The 15954-nt window shown below is 65.8% G+C and carries 14 protein-coding genes and 2 pseudogenes; 8 read left to right on the top strand and 8 right to left on the bottom strand.

What is annotated here, in order from left to right; all coding sequences use genetic code 11:
* The first annotated feature begins 57 nt into the window (after window positions 1-57).
* The gene (locus tag ACZ48Z_RS36525) at window positions 58-969 is read left to right on the top strand and encodes a hypothetical protein (RefSeq protein ID WP_468740218.1); all 912 of its coding nucleotides are present in this window, start codon (window positions 58-60) and stop codon (window positions 967-969) included.
* A gap of 454 nt (window positions 970-1423) precedes the next feature.
* Here ACZ48Z_RS36525 and ACZ48Z_RS36530 read toward each other — a convergent pair whose 3' ends face one another.
* The 4 genes from ACZ48Z_RS36530 to ACZ48Z_RS36545 form a co-directional block, all read right to left on the bottom strand.
* Window positions 1424-1834 carry a hypothetical protein gene (locus tag ACZ48Z_RS36530; RefSeq protein WP_468740219.1) on the bottom strand — a complete coding sequence of 137 codons (411 nt, stop codon included), beginning with the start codon at window positions 1832-1834 and terminating at the stop codon, window positions 1424-1426.
* A 10-nt stretch (window positions 1835-1844) separates the two neighbouring features.
* Window positions 1845-3884, bottom strand: a complete 2040-nt coding sequence (locus ACZ48Z_RS36535) for a hypothetical protein (RefSeq protein WP_468740220.1) — start codon at window positions 3882-3884, stop codon at window positions 1845-1847.
* Window positions 3885-4624: 740 nt separating this feature from the next.
* Entirely contained in the window at window positions 4625-4984 is a 360-nt protein-coding gene (locus tag ACZ48Z_RS36540; RefSeq protein WP_468740221.1) for a hypothetical protein, read from the bottom strand.
* A gap of 17 nt (window positions 4985-5001) precedes the next feature.
* On the bottom strand, window positions 5002-7104 hold the full coding sequence (locus ACZ48Z_RS36545; protein ID WP_468740222.1) for a CHAT domain-containing protein: 2103 nt from the start codon (window positions 7102-7104) through the stop codon (window positions 5002-5004).
* Window positions 7105-7950: 846 nt separating this feature from the next.
* Here ACZ48Z_RS36545 and ACZ48Z_RS36550 point away from each other — a divergent pair.
* Window positions 7951-8127 (top strand): annotated as a pseudogene (locus ACZ48Z_RS36550) (GNAT family N-acetyltransferase); the annotation flags it as partial.
* Window positions 8128-8159: 32 nt separating this feature from the next.
* Here ACZ48Z_RS36550 and ACZ48Z_RS36555 read toward each other — a convergent pair.
* Window positions 8160-9467 (bottom strand): hypothetical protein, encoded by a 1308-nt coding sequence (locus tag ACZ48Z_RS36555; protein WP_468740223.1) that lies wholly within the window; start codon window positions 9465-9467, stop codon window positions 8160-8162.
* A 58-nt stretch (window positions 9468-9525) separates the two neighbouring features.
* A pseudogene (locus ACZ48Z_RS36560) lies at window positions 9526-9835 on the bottom strand (aquaporin family protein); the annotation flags it as partial.
* A 98-nt stretch (window positions 9836-9933) separates the two neighbouring features.
* On the opposite strand from ACZ48Z_RS36560, the gene ACZ48Z_RS36565 reads away from it, so the two are divergent.
* The 3 genes from ACZ48Z_RS36565 to ACZ48Z_RS36575 all read left to right on the top strand — a co-directional run bounded on the left by ACZ48Z_RS36565 (window position 9934) and on the right by ACZ48Z_RS36575 (window position 12507).
* The gene (locus ACZ48Z_RS36565; RefSeq protein WP_468740224.1) at window positions 9934-10302 is read left to right on the top strand and encodes a trypco2 family protein; all 369 of its coding nucleotides are present in this window, start codon (window positions 9934-9936) and stop codon (window positions 10300-10302) included.
* 131 nt (window positions 10303-10433) lie between these two features.
* Window positions 10434-11465: a DUF4238 domain-containing protein gene (locus ACZ48Z_RS36570; RefSeq protein ID WP_468740225.1), complete on the top strand. Its 1032-nt coding sequence runs from the start codon at window positions 10434-10436 to the stop codon at window positions 11463-11465.
* 64 nt (window positions 11466-11529) lie between these two features.
* Complete coding sequence (locus ACZ48Z_RS36575) at window positions 11530-12507, top strand: DUF4238 domain-containing protein (RefSeq protein WP_468740226.1); 978 nt, start codon at window positions 11530-11532, stop codon at window positions 12505-12507.
* A gap of 52 nt (window positions 12508-12559) precedes the next feature.
* On the opposite strand, the gene ACZ48Z_RS36580 is transcribed toward ACZ48Z_RS36575, so the two are convergent.
* Both ACZ48Z_RS36580 and ACZ48Z_RS36585 read right to left on the bottom strand, forming a co-directional pair.
* The gene (locus tag ACZ48Z_RS36580; protein WP_468740227.1) at window positions 12560-13099 is read right to left on the bottom strand and encodes a GNAT family N-acetyltransferase; all 540 of its coding nucleotides are present in this window, start codon (window positions 13097-13099) and stop codon (window positions 12560-12562) included.
* On the bottom strand, window positions 13096-14379 hold the full coding sequence (locus ACZ48Z_RS36585) for an XRE family transcriptional regulator (RefSeq protein WP_468740228.1): 1284 nt from the start codon (window positions 14377-14379) through the stop codon (window positions 13096-13098). The genes ACZ48Z_RS36580 and ACZ48Z_RS36585 overlap by 4 nt, the downstream gene beginning before the upstream one ends.
* Before the next feature lie 241 nt (window positions 14380-14620).
* Between ACZ48Z_RS36585 and ACZ48Z_RS36590 the strand changes: the two genes are divergently transcribed.
* The 3 genes from ACZ48Z_RS36590 to ACZ48Z_RS36600 all read left to right on the top strand — a co-directional run bounded on the left by ACZ48Z_RS36590 (window position 14621) and on the right by ACZ48Z_RS36600 (window position 15851).
* Complete coding sequence (locus ACZ48Z_RS36590) at window positions 14621-15067, top strand: ATP-binding protein (protein ID WP_468740229.1); 447 nt, start codon at window positions 14621-14623, stop codon at window positions 15065-15067.
* A gap of 227 nt (window positions 15068-15294) precedes the next feature.
* The gene (locus tag ACZ48Z_RS36595) at window positions 15295-15483 is read left to right on the top strand and encodes a hypothetical protein (RefSeq protein ID WP_019759144.1); all 189 of its coding nucleotides are present in this window, start codon (window positions 15295-15297) and stop codon (window positions 15481-15483) included.
* A 188-nt stretch (window positions 15484-15671) separates the two neighbouring features.
* On the top strand, window positions 15672-15851 hold the full coding sequence (locus ACZ48Z_RS36600) for an FxLD family lanthipeptide (protein WP_224295499.1): 180 nt from the start codon (window positions 15672-15674) through the stop codon (window positions 15849-15851).
* Window positions 15852-15954: the final 103 nt, after the last annotated feature.

Consider the following 15954-nt stretch of genomic DNA (forward strand, 5'->3'; position numbering starts at 1 on the left):
CGCGGAAGCATCACGTCGGCGGACGGGACCCATGCCATCTCACCAGGGGGAACAACCATGAATCTCAGCCTGCCCAGACACGTCCTGGCCCGTGCCACCGCCACCCTCGCGCTGGCACTGGCCATGGCCACCGGCACCACCGGCCTTCTTTCCGGCGCCGAAGCGCACGCCCTGCCGGTCAGCGAGGGCTCCTTCAGCTTCAGCGGCGACGAGGGTGACTACATCAGCGGCGGTCAGTCCTACGCCTACGTGACGGCGTCGCGGGACCGCATGAGCGTCTCCGGCAACACCGACAACGGGGTGGTCTCCGTCTCCGTCGACGGAGCGAACGGCGACTGGTGGTCCCTGGACCTCGCGGCGCCGTCCGGCGAGGCACTGACACCCGGGACCTACACGGGAGCCACCCGCTACCCGTTCAACGAGGGGACCGAACCGGGCCTGTCGCTCAGCGGCAACGGCCGCGGCTGCAACCAGCTCACCGGCACCTTCACCGTCTCCGCAGTGGAGTTCGGGCCCCAGGGCTACGTGAAGAAGCTCGACGCCGCCTTCGAGCAGCACTGTGAGGGAGGCACCGCGGCCGCGCGCGGCGAGGTCCACATCGAGAACCCGGCCCCGCCGGCCGAACTCGGTCTCGGCCTCGGCATCGCCCTGGACGGCACCGCGAGCTCCCTCAACGGCAAGGCGGCCTTCCACGGGACGGTGACCTGCAACAAGCCGGTGCGGGTGACCGTGGCGGGCGACGTCACGCAGGTGAAGAAGCGGGACCTCATCCGCGGTTCCTTCTCCACTTCGGTGTCCTGCACCCCGGGCGCCCCGGTCGCCTGGACGGGTACGGCCGTACCCACCGGCGCGGTCCCCTTCCAGAAGGGGGACGTCGAGGTCGAGGGCCACGCGACGGCGACGGACCCGGACTACGGCCGGCCGGTGACGGTCAGCGAGACAGTGGCGGTCCGCCTCACCCGGGTCTGACCCCCTGCATCCTGACGCACAGCCACACCGCCCGGCCCGGTCTGCGTTGTACGGCCCCGAAAACGAGTCAGCGCCCGAGCCGACCGAAGCCGACCCGGGCGCTGCACAGCAGGTCAGAGGGGTTACCCCCGCTACCCGCACCGTAGGCCCTGTGGGACTCGAACCCACAACCAATGGATTAAAAGTCCTGGCGGGATCTTGCCGGGTGGGTCCGGACGCTTCTTCGGTGTCCGAAACCGCCTGGTCAGGGTAGGCGCCGCCTTGCGCTCAGTCCACGCCGTGATGCCCTCTGCCACATCGTCCGCTCACGCATCGCTCACGCACGACGGTCCTCTCAACAGCAACTTCGGTCCGCTGCTCTCCCTCTTGAGATCAGCTCACTCGAGCTGGTGGTCGTTGCCGCCGCATGAACCTTCCGGACGTGCGCAGATGCCCGCTGAGCATGTGCCCGCAGTCAGCCGGCGGAGACGAGAGCATCGAACGCTGACTGCAGTGCAACGACGGCGGCGCTCAGGGCAGCCGCCTCACCGAGCGCGTCGATGATCGCACGGACACGGCGACGCAGCACTCCGGGGTGAGGCTCGGAGCGGGCCGCCTCCGACTCGGCCTCGTCGAGCGCCCGCACTGCGTCCGCGGCGTCCTCGTCCGGTACGGCGCCCGGGTCCTGGGCGCGCAGCTGGGCGAGCTCGTGCCGCACCTGTGCCAGCGCGCGGACCAGTTCGCCCCGTACGGGATCGACCGCGGGTGGGACGGCTGGCGCCCCCTGGTGGAGGACCGTGTTCCCCGAGCCGACAACGACCTGACCGGTGGTCACATCACCGGTCCACACTTGATAGCGGGGTTCGGAAGGGTCGGGAGTCTGCACGCTGCGCTCCTTACGGGACTGGAGGTTGCTGGGGCGTGGTGGCGCACACGTAGTACGGCGACTGCGTGGGCACGTACGGGGACGCTCCCGCCTTGTTGACGGCGCTGACCCGGAAACACATGTACTGCCCGGACACCAGGCCGCCCCAGTCGTACGAGGTCTTGTTCGGCTGTGTCGACCGCGTGCTATCGCCGTTGTTCACCCAGAACGCGGTCTCGTCGTCGGAGTTGTCCGTCCAGGTCACACGGATTGTGGCGGAGTCCAGCGCCTCGACGGCCACGCCCGAGGGGGCGGTGGGGACGGTCGGCTCAGGCGGATCGGGCTGTCCTGGTGTCGTGGCGCAGACGTACGACCGCACGGGCGAGTACAGCGAGATTCTCGGGCGATTGACGGCCCGCACCCTCAGGCACATGTGCTGCCCCGGATCGAGGCCGCCCCAGTCGTACGTTGTCGTGTTCGGCCCGACCGTGCGGAATGTGTCGCCGTTGTACACATCGAAGCCGGTCTCGTCGTCGGAGTTGTCCGTCCAGGTCAGGCGGATCGTGAAACGGTCGATCGCCTCGGCCTTCGCACCCGTCGGAGCGGCTGGGACGGTCGGGATCGGACTCGGCGAGGGGGTGCGTGTCGTGGAAGTCGGTGAGGTGACTGTGGGCGAGGTCTGGGTGTTCGTCGTTGTCGGGGGTGTTCCGGTGGCGGTGGGCGGGGGCGGCGTCACGTCGTCCGAGGTGACGGCCAAGCCCGTGACTGTGCCGCCGACGACGATCGCCGCAGCCAGCGTGGCGACGACCGCAGGATGTGCGGCGACGGGGCTCAGCAGCGTGCCGGACGCACCGCTCCCGGTCTGGGTCGTGGCCGCCGCGCCGCCGCCCGCCTTGCCCGCCGCGGCGCCCACGACGAGCGTTCCGCTCGCGGCGCCGCCCACCGCCAGACCGGCGACGATCCCCAGCGCGCACCGCCGGGTGTCGTCCTCGCGGGCGAAGTACGCCGCGTCCTCGACGGCCCCCAGTCTGCGGGCCGCGCGGCCCCCGACCTCCAGCACCTGGTGCCAGGCCCCCCAGTGCAGGGAGCGGGCCAGCACCGGGGCCACCGTCCGCGCCAGCCGGCACACCCCGGCGTCGTCGCCCGCCCGCTCCGCCGCGGAGAGGACGAGCAGTACGACGCCAGTCTCCCCCACGACCTGGTGGGTGCGGACAGCATCGCCGACCCAGGCGGTCAGCGGGGCGGCGAATTCCGCGGACTGCCGCAGGGTGCCAGCACGTTCGGCCACGAGGGCGGCGAGGGGACCGCTCGCCCGGTACCCGAAACCGTCCCGCGCCAGCAGGCCCGCCGCTTCCAGTTCCGCGAGTGCGGTCTGATCCGGCGCGGACGCCGTACCGGAGCAGGCGCCCAACAGCGCATAGGAGACCGCCAGCGGCGCGAACCCGCAGAGCAGGCCCAGGCACCGCCCGGCCGCGGCACTCAGATCACCGGCGATCCCGAAGGCAAGCGCCGACTCCTCGGCGGCAAATCCGTTGGAGCCGCCGCCTAGACGCAGCGCGGCCGCCGCCTGGACGAGCGCCAGGGGATGTCCGCGCACCGTGGCCACGAGCCTCAGCGCCGCTGCCTCATCAGCCCCCAGCGGATGCCCCAGTTCCCGGCCCAGCAGCGCCAGGGAGTCCGTCTCCGGGAGCCCGCCCAGGCGCAGCCCCTGCCACACCCCGCCAGATACCGCCCCGGTCGAGGCCAGTAGTACGTCACAGGAGGGGACTGCATCCGCCAGTACGGTCAGGTCGTCCGCCGAGCCGTCGAAGTCGTCCACGACGAGCAGGGCATCCACCGAGCCCATGAGCCTGCGCAGGCGGTCGGCTGCGGGTTTGTAGCCGTCAGCGTCGTCGGTGGCGTAGCACGCGTCGAAGAGTTCTTGGACGATGTCCGCCACGGGCAGCCCGGCGGCCGAGAAGTACACCACGTCCCGGCCCGCCCCGGCGCACCTGGCGGCGTGCTCGGCGAGCAGGGCAGTTTTGCCGATACCCGGCGGCCCGTAGACCTGCACCGGCCGTCTGTCGCCCAACCACCGTGCAATATGCGCGAGTTCACCTTCTCGCCCGAGTAGCCCGGAGGGGCGGTGGAGTGCCGACCGGCCCACGGGCGGACGACGCACCCGCACCCGCGGCGGCGGCTCGGTACGTACGTCAACCCGTGAGTCACCGCTCGCGTTGACCACGACGTTGTGGTCGCCCACCACGAACTGCCCGCTGATGTGACCGTAGACCCGGATGGAGTTCGTGGGTGCCAAGGCCCTGCACCTCCCCCGGTGCGAACTCAGGGACCGGAGCGTAGCAGTAAAAGGGGTTGATCATGAGCAATCACCCAAGAATGTGACACTTGGGGAGAATGGGAATATATATGCGATGGCCGCTTGGTTTTCACATGTGCGACGCCGACCCCTTGCCTGACGTTGCCCCCTGGGAAGACTCGCTTGACACCCTTGCCAGCGCCACAACATTCTAGCTGGTGCTGCCTAGTAGACACGCAGGCCGTCGATCTCAACTCCGACGGCGAGTGCATCACCTGCAGCGTTAGGGCGTGCAGAAGAACAACTTGCGAGCGATCGACTCGCTGACCTGCGGAGTCAAGTTGCAGAACCCGCAAGTTAATTATCTGCACGCCCTAAGAAAGCCCCGGCGAAGAAGCTGCCGGCCAAGAAGACGACCACGAAACAGGCCGCCGCGAAGAAGAAGTCGTGCAGGCCGCGCAGCGCCTAGCTAAGCGGTGCCACCCGGAGAGATTAGTACACATGGAAAGAATCGATCACGTGCCCTTTCCTTCATCTCCCTCTTCTTCGAGGATCTGCTCAAGGATCATTCTGTCGGCCTGCACCAAGGGAACTTCATTTCCGTTTTCGTTACGAACGATGATGACGATCTCAGATCCGGACGCGTCTGTAGAAGTGTTCAGGGATCCTTGGCGAAACAGATGATCTCTTAACTCCAAGAGGCCGTTCACCATGGTGAGGACTGCGCCTGCGATGACGACGACACTGATCGGGTCGACGATTCGCGCCCGGCCGAGTCGTCGCGCACCGAGATCTTTGAGTCTGTCGACAACCGAATCGACCTCGGCGTCATCGGACGTGTAGATGACGAGCTCGATTTCCTTTTGTCCAGCCAACAGGGTTCCTCTCCTTATCACCACGAGGGCACGCCGATGTAGCTGAAAGCGGCCCAGTCCTCTATACCCCGTTTGCCCTTCAGTACGTTTTGGGCTTCGCGCACTGCGACCTGGGCTGACGCCCCCTTGCGAATGGCCTTATGAAACGACTCCATGAAGGCCAGTGCGGTCTCGTCGTAGACAGGCCAGCGTGAAGCCACGATTCCTCTCGCACCCGCACGGAGAAACGCGCCTGTCAGTCCGGCTGCATCGTTGATCGCGCTATTTCCTGTCAATGCGGAGGAACATGCAGAGAGAACGATCACGGGTGACCTCTGCAGCCTGACGCCGAGCAGGTCGGCTGCGGTGACACGCCGACTGTCAGCTTGCGCATCCTCTGCCAGGTGGAGCGCCGAGTTCCACGGGTCGTCCTCATCAAATGAGCCGTGGCAAGCGAAGTGGATAAAGTCCCACTGATCGGACAGATATTCGAGGACCTCTCCCTTGGCGGCGAAGCTGGTATCGAGCACAGTGAGGTTCCCACCCCACGTCTCCCTCAGCATCTCCGCTTCCTTAACCGCGGACGCCAGATCCGACCCCTGATAGGTGACCATAAGCACCTTCATGGGCTGACGAGGAGTTGACCCATTCACCCGCAGGTCCTCTACCAGGCTGAAAGACGGTAGATAGGTGATGTCCCTCCTGGATTGGGAGCCGCTGGCCTCGGCCAGCGAGGCAACAGCTTCAAAAGAGATACTGCTGAGGGCGCCTGGAGCACTGATGATCAGGCGAGTGAATGCCTGATCTCGCAGTAGGTCGACAAGGGGAGCCCACAGGGCTTGGTACGCCTTGGCAAAGAGTTTCCTGAGGCGCTTCTCCCGCCAGGTGCTCTGACTCACGGGGGTGAGGACCAGCGCTGCGGCGAAACTGTCGAAGTCAGCCTTCCAAGTGCGAACTTGGACAGTCGTCCCAACAACAACGGCCAGGACCTCGTCGCGCCACAGAGCGAAGCTAATGAATCCTATTCCTCCCGAGCTGCTCTGCCACTGCCGAAGTGCTGCTTCTATCCGCGTACGAAGAACGCTCAGGTCCTCAACGAAGCTAGGTAATTCATGCATAACCGGCGCTTCGCCGATCATGTCTATCACCGCAGCCACGGACTGGCGCGTGTGCTGCCGCGACATTTGCTCCTCGATCGCAGATCGTTCGTCTTCCCCCATCGTATGGAAGCGGATTGTGGCACCACGGGACCATTCAAGGGCACACAACGCGTCAAGAGAGCGACCAAGACGGGAGTACACGAGAGCGAGGGTGTCGAAGTACTCGACAAACTCCTCAGTGTGGGCGTGCAGAACCTGCACGTCGACTGCGCGGCGGCGCTGGAAGCCTCCCATCGCGCATACCTGCTCAAGCAGGGGAAGCGCTGCATCGAGCTTTTCTTCGCCAAGGTACAGCTGCGCCAAGTTCCCGATCGTAACCCACGCGGTCGGTTGCCATAGGGCTGAACCAAGAGCCGCGAGATTCGATTCGAGATCCTCAATCGCTTGACAGCGGAGGTCGCTGCTCGGCTCCTTGATTTCGAGAATCGCGATCGCACGAGAGTTACGAGCCGAGAACTGCATGGCGTCGGACAGCTGGCCGCTGTCGAGTGCGCTTGAAAGGAATTGAATTGCCCGTCTAGTGTCGCGGTCGGATAGTCCTTCGATTGTCCGGACATCCTGTTCTCCGACGGCCTCCATTGCTGTGACCAACCGTAAGTGCATGGAGGATGGCAGTGTAGGAACCGGAAGGCTGAGTAGATCACCGAGAGCACATTGCAGGTGCGCAACCTGCCACGCTGCCCCCTTAACTTCGCGACCCGGACCAATGCTAAAGAAATTCAGAGCGTCCTCGGCGGCTGCGATTGCATCGGTTCGCAGGCCAGGTCTGTACGTCGCCGCCAACAGAACATCGCCGAATTCTCGCAACAAACTGAAGGCGTACGAGGTGAAATTGTACTCCAGATAGGCAAATTCAAATGGCCTTCGGGTCTGGAGAGTCAGCAAGGCGGTGCGGCATAGCTCCACGGCCTCCACGCCTTCTTGCGGGTCATGCAGAAGTTTGAATAACTTATGATGCAAATTGCCCTCGTATTCCATCATGAGTGCAGTATCTGTCTCGTCTCCGTAACCGCCGAACATCCACAGCCGTCGTATGAATCGAACTGATAGCTGTAACTCCTCATGGAAGTCTGGGCGGAGCGAGGGTAGCTGCATCTCCCTCTCTAGCTCACCAATGTCGCGCCCTGCTGACACCCCCCAGACATGCTTCTGCCGGTTCCGTATATTTTCCTGTTGCTCAGGGGGTGCCAGTGCTTCCTCCCAGCCATAGCCCTGCTGACACTCTGCGCTGAAGGGAGGTTCGATCTCGCCAGCCCGTAGCTCCAAGCGGCCACCACCGCAGTTTTCGCAAGCGAACACCTCGAACCCCGATATGGATAGGTGGAATTCAGTGTCGCAGTCACCGCATGAGAAAAAACATTCCGCCCGGTGAGTGATCAACTCGTGATGCGTGGGGCCACATTGGACGCAATTTCTCTTTGTTACGTCGGTGCTTAAAATGAAGCCGGGATGCGTGCGAGTTTCACGCAGGCAGATACAGCAACGTTGGTAGACTTGCGCATCATAAGAGATTGCCGGAGCTTGTTCCTCGAGATGCTCAGGAAGTGCCCAGCCGCGGATTTCGCTTAGGATCTGCCTTGTGCCGGACATCGCTGTCTCCCCCGGCGGCGCTGTTGCATACCTTTCTTGGACGGTACTGCCCGCAATGAGTTGTTTCAAGCGGTTGGTTCCCAAGAAGCCATTTCAGTTGGCGTGATCTTGCGGCAATCTGAGAGGGCTGGGGCCGGGTGTCCCGCATGATGGAGCTGCTGCCAGGGTGATTGGCCTTCCGCTTCATGCTCGTCCGGCCTCACGGCATGCCAAAGGAAATTGGGGCCGTGCACGGCGGTCGCCACCACAAAAATCTCCGACCGCTGCGCGTACGCCGGTGTTGTCGAGCACTCCGTGTACGTCGACGCCGCCAACCTCCCGCCGCATCAGCGCGGCGGCTTCCGCGTCATCGGCACGCGCGAACGCATCAGTCAGCATCACGGCCGGTGGCGGGACTTCGTGATCATCGAGCGGCCCTGCCATCAGTTGAACGCCGGAGACCGCGCTCAGGCGGCTTCGGCAGACTGGGGATTCCAGAGCTCGGTGTACCGCTCCACTTCCTCGGAGCTCAGTTCATTGTCGCCCTCGGTGCGCAGCAGGGTGGTGTCCCACGGCCGGCTGCCATCGGTGCGCGGGGTGAGCAGCACGCCGAGGGTGGAGCTCTGTGCGGCGAGGCCGGTCTGCTGGTGGAGCTGGTGGTGGCGCAGCAGTACGTACGACTGGAAAGCAGCCTCTACTTGGGGGCCGAAGCGCGTGGCACATCCGAAGATCAGCTGACGGGTGCCGGACGGATCGATGGAACGGCGCCAGCGCCACTTGGACTCGTCGGCAGGTACCTCACGCACGTCGGCCAGCATGTCCAGCAGCAACTGTCCCCACTCAGCGCGCGCTCCGACCGGCAGCTTGTCCAGGTCGGAGAGGAGGAGCTGCCGGTTGGGCTCACTGATCTGCGATCGGATGGCACTGGTAGCGACGTCCTCCATGATGAGTCGCATCACCCGGTGAGCGTGGTCCGACCCCACCGGGGCCTGCGGGAGCAGCGGGGTGGAGAAGTGGGTTCCGCCGAGTCCGGCGACATCGGGGCTGAGGGGACCGGGGGGTGCCTCGGCGTCGGCCGCGGCGAACTCGTAGTACCGCACGGGCTCTTCACCCAGGGCTACGGGAGGTTCGACGGCGGCGCGGAAGAGGTAGTCCAGGACTGCGGTGGTGGAGCGCAGCTGGTCGAAGAGGAAGTCCCAGTCCCGCCGTGTCAGGGCGATCACGGGGATGCCGATTGGCTCCAGCGAGCAGATCGTGCCCTCGGGTACCTGCTCGTGATCCAGCAGGAACACCCCGATCCACTCGTAGGCGTTGCCATCGACAGACAGCGTGCGATCGCGGCCGTTGGCCATGTCAGCGGGCAGCATCCGCAACTGACGCACGGTGCCCTTGGCCTGGCGTACAGCTTTGGCCGCCACCTTCTGGATCCAGGCCACCTCGCTGTCCACGTCCTTGGGCTGGATCGTGCGCGCCTTGACCTGGATCACCGCGCCACGTCCTCCGGCGAGCAACAGCCTGTCGCCGAGCTCGCGTCGACCGGAGCCCTTGCTGGCGTAGGCGGACTGGAAGACGAAATCGGACAGACCCCAGGTGGCGGCGGCGGTGTGTGCCGCCGCCTCGGCACCCGGGCCGTGCTCCACGCCGGACGGCAGCGGTAGCGCCGGACGTATGCGCCGCACGTACTGCCCATTCGCGGTTTCCACAATGAGCGTGAACGCGTCGGGGTCGTCGTCCTGGATGAACTGCCACAACGCGGGAGAAGCCTGATCAGTCACGCCCTCTATTAGACGCAACGCACGGCCGCCGACGCCTGCCCTTTTCTCGTAGTACGTGTCACTCAGCGGCTTTCCGGCCCGGTACGAAGATGAGGACCACCAAAGCCAGTCCGACCATGCCGCCGACGACCTGCATGCCGATGAAGCCCAGGAGCGAGCCGGGTGCGATGCCCGCGAAGACGTCGGTAAAGGCGCGGCCGATGATCACCGCCGGTTTACCGAAGGACGGGACGAGGTCAACCAGTAGGCGGCGCCGATGTAGCCGATGTAGAGGAGGCGACGGCCACGGGAGCGTACTGCAGGCAGTAGGCGCGGGCCAGGCCCAAGATCAGCAGGATCAGGCCAGCCGTCGCGACAATCTCACTGAGGATGGGACGAGGATGGGCGCCCGCATGTGTGTGACGCACTGGAACCGCCACGTCGCTGAACGCGTCTGGAGCCCTGACGACTCCCAGACGGAGGTTCCATGGATCGGGTAGGGCTCAAAGAAGCGATCCAAGCGGCGTACGAGCAACTCCACGCGGCGGTCATGGAGATCCCTCTCCGTGACGGGCTCGACTTCCGATACGAATCTATCGAGCTGGAGCTGAACGTCGAAGTCGACGAGACCAGGGAGCGGCAGGGCGACGTCAAGTTCTGGGTGGTCGGCGGAGGCGGCAAGAACGCCCGCACGGATCGATCTACACACCTGGTCAAGGTGGCGATCACGCCCCTCTGGCGAAGCCGCTTGGGAGAGGTGAACGCCCGAGCGGTCACGCTGTCGGACAGCGAGTTGCGTCACGCGCGCGAATATCACGCGAGCAGGGGCCTAAACCTCTCCCATGGTGAAGAGTGATCACTTCCAGATGACTTCGATCCCGTGGGGGTTGAAGACGTTGTAGGGCCTGGTCGCGGGGTGGATCGAGATCTACCTGACGCTCCAGAAAAGGTCATGACGGTGTCAGGGGGTGCCCGTATCGTCGTGACATGGGCCAGTCCTCCAAGAAGAAGTTGAAGCGCCGGCATCACACCGTCCCGCGCCTGCTACTCCGGCGCTTTGCCGACGGCGAGCAGATCATGCGTGTGCCCCTCGACGGTGGTGAGCGTCGGTCGGTTGGCATCGCCGACGTGACGGTCCATCGCAACTTCTACTCGATGGTGGACAAGAACGGTCAGCTCGACGACACCATTGAGGATCTGCTCGCCGAGTTGGAGGGCAAGGCGGCCAAGGTGATCCGCGAGGTCGTCAACGGGGAGTGGCCCCTGCCGATCACGGGGCGGGCCGTCCTCGCCGAGTGGATCGCGGCACAGCACGCGCGGATCCCCGCCGCGCGTGCGGCAAACAACGAGATCGCCGATCATCTCGGCAAGGTCCTGATCGCCATGGGCGGGAAGCCGGAGATCCGTAAGCGTCTCGAAGAGGACGCCCAAGAGCCCGTCTCGGACGAGAAGGTCGAGGCCCTGTGGCAGGAACTGACGGACTTCGACGGCTACTACGCCGAGATGTCGGTCAACGACCACATGGCGGCGATGGGCCAGTCCATGAAGACGGCGTACGAAGTGTTCATGGCGCGCTCCTGGGGTCTGATTAAGTTCGATCGTCGTACGCTGCTCGTTCCGGACCATCCGGTCACGTTGGTGCGCGGGGAGAAGATTCCGAGTTTTCGGGGCGTCGGTATCGGCAATGCCGCCGCGATCCTCGTGCCAATCGATCGGCGGGCAGCGATCATGATCGCATCACCCGGGCATGATGACTTCTTCGTACGGACGCACACCAAGCTGGCCAAAGAGCTGAACCAGCGCTTCGCGGACAACGCGCGCAAGGAACTGTTCCACCACCCCGACGACAACCCCCTGGAGGGGGTTGAACTGCCGCCGATGCGTGACCGCGAGATGCAGGTCAGCCGACCGCCAGAGGGTTACCTGACGTCCGACGGCCCGTCGGACGCCTTCAAGAGCGCAATGAGCGACGGGCCAGAGCCTCCGCCGGATGCCAAGGCACCTCGAATGACGGGGTGAATGCCTGCAGCGTCATAGGTTTAAAGCCCATGACGCTGTCAGGGGCTCTCCGTATCGTGATCGTATGGGAAGTTCCAAGAAGGGCCTGAAGAGGGCCAATCACACGGTCCCGAAATCCTACCTGCTGCGCTTCGCTGACCAGCAGAAGCAGATCATGCGGGTACGGCTGGAGGACGGTAGTAGCCGCAGGGAGCCAGTGAAACGCTCCACGGTCGTCAGGGACTTCTACCTCATGGAGACAGCCTCCGGCGAGTGGACCGACGAGTTCGAGGACGCCCTGAGTGACCTCGAAAACGCTGGCATCCAGGCCATTAGGGCCATCGTCGATGAAGGCAAGTGGCCACCTACTCCGGAACACCGCATGGCCTTGGCGAAGTGGGCGGCTCTTCAGCACGTCCGCGTACCGGCGGTCCGCCAGCAGGGCAACGAGATTGCGGACTTCCTGCTCAAGCTGAACATCGCGGTCAAGGGGAAACCGCAGATGCGGCAGGTTATGGAAGAGCGGCTGGGGCGTCCGCCTACCGAGGAGGAAGTGGAGGCTCGCTGGCAGCAGCTGTCGGACTTCGACTCCTACTCCGTCAAGCAGCACGCCAATGCGCATATGAAGCTCATCGGTGAGCTGATGCCCCGGGCGGCTGCGCACTTTCACAGCAGGGCTTGGGGTCTCTGCCGGTTCGAGCGGAGGGCCCTGGTGACGTCCGATTGTCCTGTTGCCCTGGTGCCCTCGGCAGACGCGCACCCGGATGACGGGGTTGGCCTTGCGACGGCTGCGGGCTTCCTGATGCCACTCGACCGTCGAGCATTCCTTGTGATCAATGGCGAGGAGGGCGAGGACTACCGGTTGCGCCCTCACACCAGCTTGGCGCGTTCGTTCAACCAGAAGATCGTGTTCGACGCTTGCCGCAGCGTCTTCCACCATCCGGACGACAGTCCCCTGGAAGGTCTTGTCGTGCCGAAGCCAGCAACTCGTGGGATGGACATCAGTGGCGACCTGCAAGCTTTTCTGATGCCTGAGGGGTGGCCGTCCCAACCGCGATCCTGACATTTCCAGCGGACCTTGATCCGCTCGGGGTTGAAAACCTCAGTAGTGGCAGTCAGTTGATGGCACGGATCATCACGGTCAGGACCGGCGAGGCCGGTGACGGCTGACTCTGCCCGATGTCCTCGTACCCCCACGACTTGTAGAGCGCGTGGACCTTTCCGTCCCCTGCGGCCGGGTTGACCATGAGCGTGACGTACAACTCGTCGCGTGTGGCGAGGAGCGCGTCGTGGATGCGGCGTGCGGTACCGGTCTTCCGCCAGGTCGGCCGGACGCCGATCTCCTTCAGGGCCACGGCCGGATGCTTGGTGTACTTCTCCACCGGCGCCGGACTCGTGCGCTGCCAGTACCGGTCGCCGTGCTCAATGGTGTTGCCGTAGGCGTAACCGACCGGATGACCGTCCGCGTACGCGAGGACGGCCGTGAACCCCGTCTCCGCGCCGTGCCGATCCAGTCGCTCGCCGAACACGGTAACCGCGTAGTTCGGCAGGTGGAGCAGGGGAGCGCGCACGTCGGCGTACACATCGAGGAGGTCGCCGCGGGCGGTGTCGAGGGTGGTGAACGTGCGAAGCTCGATGGCGGGCGCCGTGGTCATGCGGCCATCCTCCAGGTGGCGGCGTGCTCGGTCCAGGTCTGCGCGCTGGTGCTACCCGGCACGGTGGCGCGCAGCGCGGCCCCGAACTCCTGCAGCATGCGCGTGACCCGGGCGTGCTGGGTGGCGGCTTCGGCGGGGACCTTCATCGCGGTAGCTGTGGCGGCGTCGGGGGCACCCTGGGCGAGCTGGGCATGGGCGAGTCGGGTGGTGGTGATGGCCCGGGACCGGATCATGTGGGGCCGGAGGGCGGACAGGCAGCGGTGGGCGTGGTACTCGGCGGTCGAGTAGTCGCCGAGCGCCAAGTGCGCTGACAGGGCCAGGGAGTCCAGTTCGGCCTGGTCGTAGAAGGCGAGCATCCACACCGGCCGGTAGTCGGCAGGGTCGGCGCGCAGCATGGCGTCCTGCGCCTGCTCGAAGGCGCGGCGGGTGCCGGTGCGGTCCTGAGCCGCGCCGTGGATGGCGCCCTGGCGGGCCAGGCCGAGGGACGCGAACAGAGGGTCACGGCGGGTGAGGTGCAGGTTGCGGGCGACGTCGTTGGCGGCGAACGCGTCGGCGGGGCGGCCCATGTGCCGGTACATGGTTCCCGCATGGCTCCAGATGCGGAACTTGATCGCCTGGTCGCCGGACATCTCAGCGAGGGCCTGGGCCTCGCGCATGTGCGCCTTGGCGATGTCGTAGCGCCGCCCGTCGATGGCGGCCCACATCGCGGAGGAGCGGAAGGCGGCTGCTGAGGCGTAGAGATTGCTGCGTACGCGCTGGGTGGCGCTGCCGGCGTTCTGGAGGTTGAGTGCCTCGTCAGCGAGGGCGGCGGCCCGCTGCTCGATGCCGAGTTGTCCGCCGTGGCGGTGGTCGCTGGCGATGATCTCGGCGAAACGCTTGTTCAGGCGGTTGACGTCGCTCATGCCGATACGGCGCGGTGATGTGGTGCCGGGAGCGGCCGCTGCGGCGGCAGCCGCCGCGATGCTGCCGACGAGGGTACGGCGCTTCATGTCGGGGTCCTCCTGCTGCGGTGAGGCCGGGGTGGACGAAGGCCGGCCCCGTGGCACGAACCCTAAAGCGACGGCGGGTAGTGCGGTGACTTCCTCAAGTGCCTTGCGGGCAGCTGACTTTGGCCACGTGACCCGGCCCGCTTTCCATGCTCGGACCGATGAGCCGTCGAGCCCTCCAGGGTGCCCGGTCAACCGTTCAATGGCCCTGTTCACGGCCTCGGCGAGGCTGTTGGAGCTGTATCCGTGTTCGGTCATCCACGCCTCAAGAACGGTGTTGCGGGTGGTGTCCATGCGGGCACGGTAGCCCGCGCGATCCTCACCCGCCAGGTAAAGGAGAAGCCAAAACACCCTAGGTCGGTCCGTCGACTGAGCATCTGAACGTCCTAACCAACCTGCTGGGAAAGGGAGTTGTCTGGGTGCTGGTCGCCCGCCGCGCCCCACCGTGCTGGCGGCTGTTGACGGCCCGGCCCGCCCCCGAGGTTCCCCCGTGGGGGCGGGCCGGGCGCCGAGACGACACGAAGGCTCCACCCCAATGACAAGTCTGAGAACACCAGTTGAGGCCATCTCCGTCGGCCACCCCACGTACAGCCAGACCTTCCCGTGCAAGCCGTCCACGGCCGAGATCGGCCGCGAACTCGTCCGAGACGTCCTCGGTGTGTGGCGCCTGGACGGCCTCGCCGACCGTGCCGCACTGATTGTCACGGAGCTGATCGCGAACGCCTCCAGGCACACTCCGTGTCCCGAGATCAGCCTCACGGTCGGGCGGCCGAGTGCGACACGACTGCGTGTCGGGGTCGTGGACCGGGAACCATCGCGTCTTCCCATCCTCAGCCAAGCGGCTGACGACGACGAGTCGGGGCGCGGGCTGCTCCTCGTCGACGCTGTCGCCGACCTCTGGGGCTACGACCTGCACGGCTCGGACAGACGCCCTTGGGGCAGAGAGGTCTGGGCGGAACTCCGCACCGAGGGCGGCAAGTGAGCATCCTGGCGACGGCACCGTCGCCACTTCCGGATCTCGCCCAACTCCGGCCCCGCCAGCAGATGGCCATGGACTGCGCTCTCTGCACCCAGCCACTGGGAGCGAGCGGTCGACGACTGGGCGAGATACGCCACCGGGGCCTGCCGTTCCAGCTCTGGGCCTGGGCTCCCCACTGCCAGGCCGCCAGATCGACCATCCCGACGAGCTGAGAAAGGAGACGTCCTTCCATGGAGTGGCCGTGGATCACCGGTGATTGCTGGCTTGGCTGCGGGCGTACGGGAGTCCTGGTGATCTGGCTCGGCCCGGTGCAGTGGGACGGGCAGCACGCCCCCTTCTACGCGTGCGAGCCGTGCCTCGATCGTCTCAAGGCCCAGGCTCTCGCCTACTTCATGGAGCGGCGACCGGCATCCGCTTGATCAGACTCCCGGCACACGACTTCCCGGCGCGAGGCAGGCAGCCCGCGAGGACCTCCTACGCGGAGCACACCCCTCGTGCCGGGCGGCCAGGAGCCGTCCGCGGAGCAGCTGCGTGGCAATGCTCCCGTGACGGCACCTGGTGGGCACTCCAGCCCAGTAACACCACAACGATTACGAGGAGTTGAAGCATGACGCGCAGCACCGTAGTTCCCAGCCGCACCGAAGTACGCCCCCAGATCCCGGGGGCGTCGGACGGCTTCGACCTGGACGTCTCCCTCGTCGAGATCGCCGACCCGGCGGGCCTGGTCAGCCTGACCGACGACAACTGCGGGTCCACCTGCGGCGCCTGCACCACCAACGTCGCCTGACCCGGACCCCAGGTCACCCCGGTCTGGGGGGGGGGGGGGGGGGCGGGGGGGGGGCACCCCCCCCCCCCCCCCCCCCCCCCCCCCCCCCCCCCCCCCCCCCCCC

This window comes from Streptomyces sp. NPDC031225 (assembly GCF_055570355.1).